This window comes from Ardenticatenales bacterium (genome assembly GCA_020634515.1).
In the GTDB taxonomy this organism is placed as follows: Bacteria; Chloroflexota; Anaerolineae; order Promineifilales; family Promineifilaceae; genus JAGVTM01.
This window is the reverse complement of sequence record JACKBL010000010.1, coordinates 1-12,289: the sequence shown is the minus strand read 5'-3', so window position 1 is coordinate 12,289 and position 12,289 is coordinate 1. Positions and strand designations below refer to the sequence as shown.

Below are 12,289 nucleotides of genomic sequence, written 5' to 3'. Positions count from 1 at the left end.
CGGGCTAATGGGTTTCAGGCTGCTTCCAGGCAGTCCCGTAGTGTGTGGTCGCGGCGGAAGCGGGCGAGGACGTTTTCTTTGATGCGATAGATGCGTTTGACGTCGGTGAACCGGTTGTCATAATGGTCTTGAATCTGGCGTGGTTTGAGGCCGTAAACGAACATGGCGTCCAATATCAGCCGTTCGTCGTCGTCCTGGAGTCTTTCGTATATGCAGCGCCAGAAGGCGGCCAGGTCGGTGGTTTCGGCGGTGGGGGCGGCGAGGAAGGCCGTGTCGGTGTCGGCGAGGGGGCGGGTGCGCGGGTCGTAGGTGAGGGCGTCCATGACGATGCCGTGGACGCACATTTTGAGGAATTGGAGAAGGGATTTGAGGGAAATGCCGGCATCTTCTCTGGCAAACTGGCTGAATTTGTCCGGGGCGCGGCGGAAAGATAGCCACATTTTCTCCAACGCCAGCGCCGCCAACGGCTCCGGTTCCTGCCCCGTATGCGGGAAATGGGGATGCCGCTTCACCCAGATTGTCACCTGGCGTAGATACTGGTGATGCACAAAAGCCCATGCCTGTTTGCTTTCCTCTTGCAGTGGCTGCGCCAGCGCCCGCTGCCATAGCGCGAGGCAAAAACAGGGGTCGAATGGCTGCCCTTGCCAGAATAGTTCGGTGTGGCGATGGCAGGAATGGGCAACGGCGGTGTTGCTGAGACTGGCGGCAGGATGGTCGGCGCAGGCGGTCATGGGCAGGGGGGACGAATCAGGTCAAAATGGCACTTGTGGTTGGGAATATGCCGGCATGTTTTCATTTTCGTATGTTTTCTCCGGTTGTCGCGGTTTTTTCGCCGGTGCGTGTCCGGAAATGCCGGCAGCAACCGTGGTCCTGGCCAAATTCGTGACGTTTGTCGCCCGAATTCGTGCTTTCCGTCACTGCATCCAGGTTGCCTGTGGGCTTATTGTGTGATCGCCTGGGCAAATTGGCGGGTGTATTTGTGGGCGAACGTAACCGTTGCTGGTTTGTCGTTCTATCCGTATCATTGGTCCGAGGCAAGCAGCAAACCCACTATTTGGAACCCAGGCGGCAGTAACCGTCCGAAGTGACTTCTAACGCTCTCTGGAGATTGGCCCCATTTTACCAGAGAGTATTGGTGCAAACTAGCTTGGGAACGGAGATTCAATAAGACAACGAAGTTGTTTCCTTGCCGTTCCTGCAAACTGACGAGGCAATTCTGTACTTTATTTCATCGTCAGTCCTTAGCAGTTACCTTCCGAGAACTGCTTCACATTTTTCGCGGACGGTTACGAACAAGCTATCCATGATAGCCGCTGTCCGCACCATGCCGCTAACTTTGTTGCGGACAGCCACTATGTACAGCAAAATCCTGATTCCCCTGGACGGTTCGCCCCGCGCCGAAGCCATTCTTCCTCACGCCCTGGACGTTGCTCGCCACTGTCGGGCGCGCGTGGTATTGGTGCAGGTGGTGGAGGCGGAGATCGCCAACTTGAGTGCGTTCGATTTTCTGCCGGGTGTGAATGTCGATGCGCTGAAACGGCAGGTGGAGCAGGCGGACATCTATTTGTCCGCGGTCTTACGACAGTTTCAGGTACAGGGGATTGAGGGAGAAATCTATATCAAGCCTGGTCCCGTGGTGCGCGGCATTTTGGAGGTGGCGCGAGAGCTGGAGGTGGATTTGGTTGCCATGGCCAGCCACGGTCATACAGGTCTGGTGCGTGTGTTTTATGGGAGTGTGACTGCCGGCATTTTACATCACATTGACCGTCCTCTCCTTCTGGTCCGCGCCCAGTGATGCGGCGCTGCCGCCCAACGGGGGTGAAGAATGCTCGCTATTACCCTATATGCTTATTTCGTATCACTTGTGTTGTTCTGCATTGGCTGGTACATCACCCGTGACGCACCCAGCCGCACCGCGCGCGTGTTCGTGCGCGCCGGTCTGATTGCCACTTACCTGGTGCCCTCATTTACGTTTTATGCCGCCAATCGCGTCGTTTTGCCGGCCATTTTGGCCTTCTTTGTTGATCTGCTGGACACCGGATTAACCTTTTATCATCCTGCCTGGATGGCCTTCTGGTGGCTGTTCGCCTTTGCCTACGGGATGCGGCGCGTGGGCAGAAGCCGCTCCGCCGGCCGCCTTCGCTGAACGCCCCGGCGCCAATCGTCTCCATCCTCAACTTGTATCACCTCACAATTGTGACAACTGTCACTGTTGTCGCGCGTCCGCGTGCATTACCCTATTTATAGGCACATCCAAGGTAGCTATTTAGTCCATTGCTTGAGCTTGCCGAAGGCAATAGGGGCTTCGAAAGCTCAGCCCGCAAGAGGGTTTGCCGTTACCGTCCAATAAATAGCGGAATCGTTGGATGCCGTACAGTGACCCGCTCACCGGCAAATGCAAGCTATTAGAAGCTGTTTCCGAAGGAGTCCCACACATGTCCGAAATGATTCAACCCCATGTCCCGTCTCACAATGTCTATGGCAGCAATTTCCATCTGGCGACACGTGTCTTTACGGTGCTCGCCGGCCTGACATCGTTGTTCTATATCGCATTTGAAATCGGTGAACTGCGGGCTGCCTCTCAGGCCAGTCTGGCGGCGAACATGACGGAGATTTACCTGCTGATCGGTTTCGCCGTTGGCCTGGTGTCTTTGCTGGCGAGTTGGTTCCGGCAGAAAATTGCCGGCATACTCGTCATCCTTGTAGGCCTATTTGTGTCCATCATCGTCTTCACCTCTCCTGGTGTTTCCCGCTTCATCGCCGTTTTCGTCTATGCCTCTCCCTTCTTGATCACCGGCATCTTTATGCTGGTCGACGCCTATCGTGAGCGTCGGTTCCGCTATGTCCGGGCGGCCCACTAACAAATGACACAATCGCGTCACGCCAGCAACCCCGCTGGAGGAGTCTGAACATGACAATGCAACGTGATCCCGCCGCCAACAGCGTGAATGAGCTGCGGTTGGTGACCAAAGCTGTGGCGCTGTTGGCAATTCTCACCGCCGTCCTTTACGGACGCGCCATTCTTGGGGGTAGCCTGTACGCAATCGAATCGACACCCGGCCAGGGACAAGACTTGCTGTTGCTTGTATTTCTTGGCCTGGCCACGCTGTCCCTACTGGCCGCCTGGCGCTGGGAAGGCCTGGGCGGATTTGTTTCCGTCCTCAGCGCCGTGTTATTGGGTGGTCTCGTATATGTCCTGGCCGACCACAATCGCTTGATGATGGCCGTGTTTTATGGCTCGCCCTTTATGGTTGCCGGCATTCTCTTTCTGGCATGTTGGTGGCGAGCGCGGCGCACCTGAATCACCCCTGCCGGCAACCGTCTACCCCATAACCAAAAGGCCGAGGGATTTCCCTCGGCCCTTTGCTTGTCTATTCGCCTGTTCCTCTCTCATCCCTCACCACGGCACCCCCAAATGACGACCGCATCGCGTGCCTGCCCGAGACGTCTTCGGCCATTGCCGTAGGAAATGTGGGCGTAACTATTCAGCCTCTGGTGTACAAGGTCCCACAAACCTTCCCGGAAGCTCAATTTCACACCCGAAGTATCTTGTTAAGCGAGTCATTTAGGGTTGGCGATGAAACTGTTTGTGTTTTGACCTAAATTGACTTAAACTGTGCAATATCATCGCCCCCATTGCAGAAACATCGCAACTTTGCTGCGGAATAGTTCGTGAAATAAGCTCAAAACAACCCCTTTCTCTTGTTAGCGGTTATTTCGTGCGTTATTTATCACTCCTGTTGATAAACGGCACGCTACACGTTATTTTGTCGTTGCTATAATTGGGTAAGGGATGATATAGATTAGGATGGATATGAGGAGGAATGCTATGAGACCATTCACGAAATTGCAGGAAGAAGAGTTGAAAACAGCCGTTCACCAGGCGCTTCGTCATTGGAACAAGCCGGAGGTGGAGCGGCAGCTATTATCCCTCTATTTGATGCAAGACATGCTCGCGGAATCCACGTTATCCCCACATGAAGCGATAAAACAACTTTTGCTGGATTGCCTGGAGGCGCTGGAGGCACAGGACGAACTGGCCGCCAAAGTGCTTTTCAGCCGTTTTGTACAGGGGAAAACGCTGGTGGCCGTGGGCCATGAGACGGAAATAGGGGAATTTGCGGTCAGTCGGGTGCAATCTGCCGGCATCAAGCAGCTAACGGCCATTCTTTGCGAGAGGGAGGCCGCGATGCGCTACCTGCTCTCCCGCTCACTGGAAGCCAACCTGCCGCCAGCCAGCTACGAACAGCTCTTTGGCTTCGACGATGCCCAGGAGCGATTGTTGCAGCAATTGCTGCGTACCGATGGAGCCTGGCTCCTGGCCGCATCCGGGATCGGCGGCATTGGCAAAACAGCCCTTGCCGACAGTGTCACGCGGCGGGCGCTGCGCGCGCTGCGTTTTCAGCGCGTCTACTGGGTGCGGCACGAAGTTCACAGCATGAGTGGAGCCAGGGCCATGCCTAAGCTGGCGTATGACCAGGCGCTCCACGAGCTTGTGCGTCAGATGCAACTCAACGACTCGAATAAGACGATGCCCGCCGAACGAGAGTCTCTCGTCCGCGCCCGCCTCAAAGAAGAGCCATCCCTCGTTATCATCGACAACCTGGAGGAAGAAGCCGACGTAAGCTACTTGCTACCCCGGTTGCGGCAGCTTGCCGAACCGTCGAAATTCCTACTCACCACCCGTAGTCGTCCCCAGGGTGAGCAGACCATATTCTGCCAACCCCTGACCGAGTTGAGTCTGACGGATGCGGCGGCCCTGCTGCGTTTTCACGCAGAGTGCAGTGGGTTGGAGCAATTGCGCGCGGTGACGCGGGCAGACATGGATCTCATTTATGGAGTGACCGGTGGCAACCCTCTGGCGCTGAAGCTGGTTGTAGGCCTGGCGGATCGTTTCTCCCTCGCCATCATACTTGACGATCTCGCCCACGGGCATATAGACCAGACAGACCAAATGTATCGCCGCATCTACCAGAGCGCCTGGAACGCCTTGTCCGAGGACGCTCAGACATTGCTACAAATCATGCCCCTGGTGTCTCGCGCCACCGGCGGCGCACTGACCCAATTGCAGGAGGTAAGTAAGCTGTCGCCGGAACGCCTGCGCCGGGCCGTTGACGAGCTGACAAAACGCAATCTCCTGGAAGCGCGGGGCACGTTCAAGCAGCAGCGTTATGGCATTCATCGGCTCACGGAGACATTCTTGAATGACATTGTCAATCAGTGGGAAATGGAGGCGATATGAATCCCAATCCCCATTTTGTGCGCGGCATTCAAGCCAATTTGCTCTATTGGGGGAGACGAGTAAGCGACGCTGCGGAGAACCGCATGGATGAACTGGAACAGGAACGCGAGAACCTGTACCAGGCGGTACGCTATGGGCTGGGCGTGTTGCAGACAAGCGAGCAGGCGACGGAACTGGCATTGCAGCTTTTTGACCTGGTGGACAACGGCAGCTACTGGCAAGACTGGATTCCCGTCATGAACCTGGCGCTGCGCCAGGAGCGGAAACCACACCCGTGGATGGAGGCGAAACTACGCAACCGCCTGGGTCAGCTTTATCGCCGCAGCCATGATTTTGCGGCGGCGCGGGCGGAGCACCGGCGCGCGTTGACGATAGCGACATCGGCGCGAGATGAACAGGCCAGGGCGGAAGCTCTCTTGGAATTGGCCCACGTGGATTATGAACAGCGCAACTACGCCGCCGCCGAGGAACATGGCCTTGAGGCCCTACGTATTTTCCAACAACTTGAGGCGGCTCCAAAGTGGGTGGCCGGAGCCTATGATATACTGGGCACGGTGGCGCAGGCGCGCGCGGATTTTGCCGTGGCTCAAGAACGGCTGACCCTGGCTGTAGCCATGTGGCGGCGCGCGCGGAGACCGTTGGATGCAACCCGGATTCTGGTTGTGTTGGGGAACACGTATTGGTACCAAGGGGAACTGGAGAAGGCGCTGGCCTGTATGCAGGAGGCGGACGAGCGGTTGTCCAATACCAATAGCGAGATGGACAAGACGAATCTGTATCTGGCTCTCGGTACGTTGTATGATTCGCTGGAGCGACCGAATGAAGCGGAGCAGGTGTTCCGCCGCGTGAACACGCTTTACTTGCAACAAACAGAGAATTGGTCGCTGCAGGGCAATTGGCTGGTCAATATGGGCACGGTGCTGCTGAAACTGGAGCAGTTGGACGAGGCGGAAGCGGCGCTGCGCGACGCCATAGCCCTGTACGAGCGGATGGACGATCCGGGGCAGTTGGGAAATGCGCAGGGTACATTGGCGGGCGTACTGGTGGCGAGAGGGGACAGGGTGGCCGCGGTTAACCTGTACAATCAGGCCATTGAGAACCTGGAACAGGTGGCGGAAACGGCAATCGGACAATATATACTCCCTCGTTTCCGGGATCGGCGACGGCGGCTGCTGGACGAATAGTCAATAGATTAAAAGCCTGGTGGACACCGCCGCCAGGCTTTTTATCATCGAGCCGATGTGGACCTGACTGCCGGAGCAGGTCGGGTCATTGTATTATTAGCCGGGGCATGTGGCAGGGTTTGCCGGGATGCATTCGGCGCTGGCGTGTCCGGTGACGGGGCCGAAGGCCAGACCTAAGGAGAGCGCGAGGGCCACGGCGGCCAGAACCAGATTGCGACGAACGTTGCGAACTTGCTTGAGTACCATTGATGACCTCCATCAGGGTGAAGGCTCATCGAATGTGACCGGTCAGAATCACCGGGGTGATTCCCTTGCAAGGCACTCAAGTGAGCGATTTATTGTTGTGGTCTAAGCTAATTCCCATTGCTGACCTGGCGGTGTGGGATTCTGCTGATCAACAAATGTGGTTAACTTAGACAATTAGTCATGACTGTCTTCATGTTAGGGTAGAGGGAGTGATCAAAGAAGAGACAAGCGCTTAAGAAATCTTGAGGTATGCTTAAGATGCTCTCGCATAGTGGGATAGAATCTTTATGAGTAAATTCGGGTCAACGCTTCGTTACTTTCGCCAACGTGCGCGAGAGATCGGAACAGGTCGCCCGCTGAGTCAGGAACGACTGGCGCATCTTTTGGCGGAGCGTTTAGGGATGGATAGTTTGTCGGGAGCGACTATTAGTAATTGGGAGCGAGGTCGGTATCAGATCCACAAGGATGATCGAGCAACGTTAATTGCTTTGATCAAAGTGTTGTATGAATATGGAGGTGTCCTGTCAGTTAATGAGACCTCCCAATGGCTGGGAGTTGGTAATTACCGCCCATTGGATGCGGCGGAACGGAAGGATATCGACGCGCGATGGGGGGAGGAGAGTTGGGTAACGTCGAATTTCGTTTCCGTTGAGAACGCTCTGCCACCTCCGACATATACGCGGTTTGTGGGACAGGAGGTCATTGTTCAGGCGCTCCAGGAGCAACTGATTTCGGCACAGGGGCCAGGGGTTGTGTGTATTTATGGATTAGGGGGAATGGGGAAAACGGCTTTGGCGGATACCGTGGCCCGCCGATTAACAGCAGGAGATAGGTTTACGCAGGTTATCTGGTTGGCATCCGGGGTATTTCCTGCCCACATGGAACCAGATGAGGCTGTTTCGTTGCTGCCGGCATTGCTGCTTAATGCCCTAATCCCTGAATCGCCTACCCCAGGTGATCCCCGGCGATATCTTGCACAAGTTCGTTATATCCTTAACTCGCAACCGCATTTGCTGGTATTAGACGACTTGCCTTCAGTCACGAGTAGCGCTGGCTTCTACGATCGGTTGCAATTTCTGAGTGGGACTTCAAGGTTCCTGGTAACTGCGCGTACGCAGCCGCCGCCAGAGGCTAATGCCTATCTCCATGCAATGAGGGCTTTGACACAGAAAGATGCATTGGAGTTGCTGCGTTATTATGCCGGCATGAGTGGCGCAAATGTGCTGACCCCAGAAACAGAGAATGTATTGGTAGGCATTTACCAGGTGATAGGTGGACATCCGCTCGCGTTGCGATTGGCGACCAGACTTGCCTTGAATTACTCATGGGCCTGGCTACTAGATGGTTGGCAACGCGATCAGCAAGGACAAATAACGCATCTTTATGAGAATATCTACCTGCGTCTCTGGCAGTCGCTGACGGAAAATGAGCAGCAATTGCTGATGACGATGTTGCTCGTGGCACAGATTGGCGCCCAACCAGAACAGTTACAATCTGTGAGTGGCTTAGCGGAAACGGATTTTTGGCCGACCATTACAACATTGATTGAAAAATCATTACTGGAACCACGCGGTACAACTCAGGAACGGCGTTATGGCATTCATCAGTTGACATACCAATTTTTGCGGAATCGGTTGTACCATTCTGATGCAAATAAAGCGTGGCATACAAAACACATTCTCGCTAACCTCCACTATTGGCATACCTTGACGGTCGAATTTACAGCGACGGAATGGCATTTCCCGGCAGAAGAACGATACAATATCTATCAGGCAATCATGGCTAGTTTGAGTTTGCCGCCAGAGACGCACGGGACAACCGTGAAACCTTCCTGGCATGCCCTGGCGCGATGTTTGCTTACTTTTTGTCAACAGCGCGGCTATTGGCACGAGTGGCTACCTTTGCTCAAGCAACTTGTTTCCGCCAATGAGGGAGTGGTCCGGGCGGCGTTGCTGAATCAGCTGGGCGTGTTGTACCAGTTGGCGCACCAACTACCAGATGCCATGGTCGCCCACCAGGAGGCGTTGTCGTTAACGATGCATCTGGAGGATGAACCGGGCATAGGTCACACGGTTGCTAATCTAGGCCGTGTCTACTATCGGCAGCGAAATTTCGCCGTTGCCGCGGAACAGGCCGGGCAGGCGTTGGCGATTTTTACCCAACAAGAACCACATGGAAAAGAAGTAGCCTCCAGCCTGGAACTCCTGGGTCTGGCGGTGCGGGCGCAAGGGGATTATGAAGCGGCCGTTAAATATCTCGGCGACTCCGCCCAACGTTGGCGAAAACTGAATCGGCCGGTTGAACTGGCCCGCACGCTCAACAATTTAGGCAATACGTGGCAAGCTCGCGGGGACCCCGAGGTGGCGCTACGCTATTTTGCGGAGGCAAAGACTGCCCTGACAGGAACAGATAGCGAATTGGATAGGGTCATGATCGCTTTGTCCGAAGGGACCATTCATTTTGAAATGGGGAATGTCGCCCAGGCAGGAACTGCTTTTCGAACCATTGACCTGGCCTTTTTACGTCGGATTGGGCATGTCCTTTATCTTGGCATATCATTGAACAATCTGGGTAATGTTTGCCTGATGGAGAAGGATTATGAAAACGCCACCGCTTTTCTCCGTCAGGCGACGGAAGTCTGGCAGGCATCTGGAGAAATGCTGCAATTGGCTAACAGCTTGAAAACATTGGGAGATGTTTTTCGCGCGCGGCAGCGGTCGGCGGATGCCAGAGAAGTCTATGACAAGGCCGCCGTGTTGTTACAGCAGTATCCGAACGATTTGTGGGCCAGAAAGTTAATGCAAAGAGTAGAAGACGCGAGAAGTCAACTATCGCATGGTTAAAAGAAAAAGAGGCTGGCGAACCAGCCTCTTCTTTAGAACGGGCGATTAACCTGGTTTACCCGACAATAGATAGAGTGCAGGTGTGCCCATCAGCCGGTACGCAATCGGCAAACGCGATTCTTACCAGCAGCACCAGGAGGACGGTGACGAATAACAGGGCCATGGCGATCTTGCGCTGTCGTGGGCTAAGAGGCAGATGCAGCAGCAATTTGCCGACCAGCGTCATTATAAATATGGTGGGATCGCTATGGTAACTGAGCAGCAGACTGAACAGCAACCATGCGTACTGAAGCTGGTGAACGTGGTTCCGCAGGAACGTGATGAGTTGGTCAAGGGTTTTCATTTTTTCCTCGTTTGCACTTTGTGGTTGATAAAGTGCGCGGAGGAATGGCCATTCCCGTTGCGCGTTACGCTTCTCAATATAGAGCAGGAGCAGAGCGCAATGAATGCGGGAAATTGAAAATTCGCTTTAGAAAATCAAGAAGTAGATTTAAGAAATCTTTTAATTTGAGGGATAAAGATGGTGGAGGAAATAAAACGCCCTCCTTTTGGACAGTTATTGTGGCGATGTCGGCGCAATTGCACGGATCCTGATAGGGGAGGGCATCTTACTCAGGAGCGGCTGGCGGAATTGCTGGACGTCGTGGCCGGGGTTCCTGGCTATTCAGATGTGCGTATTAGCAATTGGGAGCGGGGGGAGGAGACGATACGGCACGATAAGCGTGACGTGCTGGTGGGTTTGGTCCAGGTACTTGTCAAATGCGGTGGTATTGCCACCTTATTAGAAGCCAATCGCCTGCTGGCTACCGGCGGCTATCGGCGACTGAATGACGAGGAAATCGGACGGATAAGTGAGTCTTGGGTTGGGGTAGACGTGCCGGCATTTGAGAAGCCTGGTAATCCTTTAGAACCAACGAAAACTTCAGCCTTCTGGCGAAACGACGTTACAGTTGCTGACAGGGGAATAGACCGGTTAATTGACGAAAAGGTAACTCCTCACGAGCCGTTGCTGCAATTGCCGGCAAAAATCTACCCGCAACTCATTGGGCGCGAAAGAGAACTGGCGCGGTTGTTTACGGGATTTGAAGCGAGGCAGAAGATGCCGGCATTATACATCGTCGGCTTAGGCGGTATTGGCAAAACGGCCCTGGCGCGGGAAGCAGTGGAACAGGCTCTGAAAAAAGGTTTATTCGAGTTTGTGGTTTGGACAAGCGCCAAGACCGAAAGATTCGTAGATACAGGTATCGAGAAAATCGAAGTATCTGATTACAGTTTTGACCAGCTTCTCAGCGATATTGGCCGACAATGTGGTCAACTCGACATCCCGCAGATGCCCTTTACGCAAAAGCTGAGCGCCGTCAAATATCTGCTTTCACAGACGCCCGTACTTATCGTATTGGATAACCTGGAGACGGTTGAAAACGCCGCTCAACTCCTTGACGACGTGCTGGAGATCAGGGGGCAAAGCCAACTGCTGATTACCAGTCGCCACTTTATTCCACATCCACTTGTCACTCCCGTCCGCCTGGGCGGTTTCCCTCTGGATGAAGGCCTTCTTTTTTTACGCGCGGAAAGCAAACTAAAAGGAATCGATGCCGTTTTTCACGCTGGCGAAAGGACGTTAGAGCAAATTCATAACGTTACCGGGGGAGCGCCACTGGCAATGAAACTGGTGGTCGGGCAGATTTTTTATACGTCAATGGATGACGTCTTGCAGATCTTGGTCGACGCGAGATTTGAAGAACCAGATCGGGAATTTTACCGGTTTGTTTTCAAGCATTCCTGGGATTTGCTCTCTCTGGCGGCGCGAAAAGTCCTTGTCACTATGTCCGTCTTCTCTGTAAAAATCGGGGGAACGCGCACGGCGATTCAAATAGTGAGCAAGGTGGATGAGGGGCAGTTTATGCCGGCACTTAAAAACCTCATCTTCATGTCTCTCGTCGACCCTTCCCAGGGACTACGGGAAAAACGGTACACGATTCATCAACTCACCCACTACTTCGTTCTTTCTGACATTGTTAAAAAATGGGGATAACGATGCCTGAAATAGAAGATGAATCTTGGCCGGCTTATTACGCAGATAAGATTCCCGACCACTTTACCTACTACTTGGCGTATGCGGAGACGTATCCGCGAGCAATCGATGAAGACTACAGTATCCTGGAAGAAGAACATCATAATATCCTATCCGCTATCGACAATGCTGTATCTTGTTCCCTTTGGCAACACGTTGTCCGTTTTGGTTGGAGCGTTTGCGACCCAACCAAAGGCTACTTGCGTGTCCGAGGATATTGGTCAATTTTGAACGATCTTTTGCCGCAAATGATCGTCGCCGCGCAGAATGCGCAAGATGAGGATGCTGTCCAAACGTTTCGACAACATTACGCCAATATGAAATTGGATATGGGAGATTGGGAGACGGCGGAAGCAATTTATCATGAACTTTTGCACCACTGGCAAATGGTGAAAGACGATCATTCTGTTGGTGTCGTGATGCACCAGTTGGGCTTGCTCAATCAAAATATCGGCAAATACGCAATAGCGGAAGACTGGTATCGGCAAAGTCTGGCCGTGCAAAAAACAGAAATGACCCCTCTGCCGGATGTCGAAGCGGTTAAGGAGGCGGTACAGGAGTTGGTTGGCGATGGTGGTCCACGGGAGATTTCGCCAACTTCTGATGTCAATCGGGCGCTATTTGGGTGGTATGCTGCCGGCAAAACCGTTTATAGTCTGGGAATGGTCGCCTATCAACGACAAGACTACGAAGCTGCTTA

At 53.9% G+C, this 12,289-nt stretch carries 11 protein-coding genes; 9 read left to right on the top strand and 2 right to left on the bottom strand.

What is annotated here, in order from left to right; all coding sequences use genetic code 11:
* Positions 1 to 14: 14 nt before the first annotated feature.
* Positions 15 to 731: a hypothetical protein gene (locus H6650_21230; GenBank protein ID MCB8954535.1), complete on the bottom strand. Its 717-nt coding sequence runs from the start codon at positions 729 to 731 to the stop codon at positions 15 to 17.
* 623 nt (positions 732 to 1,354) lie between these two features.
* On the opposite strand from H6650_21230, the gene H6650_21225 reads away from it, so the two are divergent.
* The 7 genes from H6650_21225 (at position 1,355) to H6650_21195 (ending at position 9,515) form a co-directional block, all read left to right on the top strand.
* Complete coding sequence (locus H6650_21225; GenBank protein ID MCB8954534.1) at positions 1,355 to 1,795, top strand: universal stress protein; 441 nt, start codon at positions 1,355 to 1,357, stop codon at positions 1,793 to 1,795.
* Positions 1,796 to 1,825: 30 nt separating this feature from the next.
* Positions 1,826 to 2,146, top strand: a complete 321-nt coding sequence (locus tag H6650_21220; GenBank protein MCB8954533.1) for a hypothetical protein — start codon at positions 1,826 to 1,828, stop codon at positions 2,144 to 2,146.
* Between the two features lie 289 nt (positions 2,147 to 2,435).
* Complete coding sequence (locus H6650_21215; GenBank protein MCB8954532.1) at positions 2,436 to 2,861, top strand: hypothetical protein; 426 nt, start codon at positions 2,436 to 2,438, stop codon at positions 2,859 to 2,861.
* 50 nt (positions 2,862 to 2,911) lie between these two features.
* Positions 2,912 to 3,301, top strand: coding sequence for a hypothetical protein (locus H6650_21210; protein ID MCB8954531.1), 390 nt, complete (start codon positions 2,912 to 2,914; stop codon positions 3,299 to 3,301).
* Between the two features lie 528 nt (positions 3,302 to 3,829).
* Entirely contained in the window at positions 3,830 to 5,242 is a 1,413-nt protein-coding gene (locus tag H6650_21205; GenBank protein ID MCB8954530.1) for a hypothetical protein, read from the top strand.
* Positions 5,239 to 6,426 (top strand): tetratricopeptide repeat protein, encoded by a 1,188-nt coding sequence (locus H6650_21200; protein MCB8954529.1) that lies wholly within the window; start codon positions 5,239 to 5,241, stop codon positions 6,424 to 6,426. Before H6650_21205 ends, H6650_21200 begins: the two co-directional genes overlap by 4 nt.
* A gap of 533 nt (positions 6,427 to 6,959) precedes the next feature.
* Positions 6,960 to 9,515: a tetratricopeptide repeat protein gene (locus H6650_21195; protein ID MCB8954528.1), complete on the top strand. Its 2,556-nt coding sequence runs from the start codon at positions 6,960 to 6,962 to the stop codon at positions 9,513 to 9,515.
* Between the two features lie 55 nt (positions 9,516 to 9,570).
* Here H6650_21195 and H6650_21190 read toward each other — a convergent pair whose 3' ends face one another.
* Positions 9,571 to 9,858, bottom strand: a complete 288-nt coding sequence (locus tag H6650_21190; GenBank protein ID MCB8954527.1) for a hypothetical protein — start codon at positions 9,856 to 9,858, stop codon at positions 9,571 to 9,573.
* Positions 9,859 to 10,035: 177 nt separating this feature from the next.
* Between H6650_21190 and H6650_21185 the strand changes: the two genes are divergently transcribed.
* Both H6650_21185 and H6650_21180 read left to right on the top strand, forming a co-directional pair.
* Positions 10,036 to 11,550, top strand: coding sequence for an ATP-binding protein (locus H6650_21185; protein MCB8954526.1), 1,515 nt, complete (start codon positions 10,036 to 10,038; stop codon positions 11,548 to 11,550).
* Between the two features lie 2 nt (positions 11,551 to 11,552).
* Positions 11,553 to 12,289: tetratricopeptide repeat protein (locus H6650_21180; GenBank protein MCB8954525.1), on the top strand; the 737-nt coding region annotated here is incomplete at its 3' end.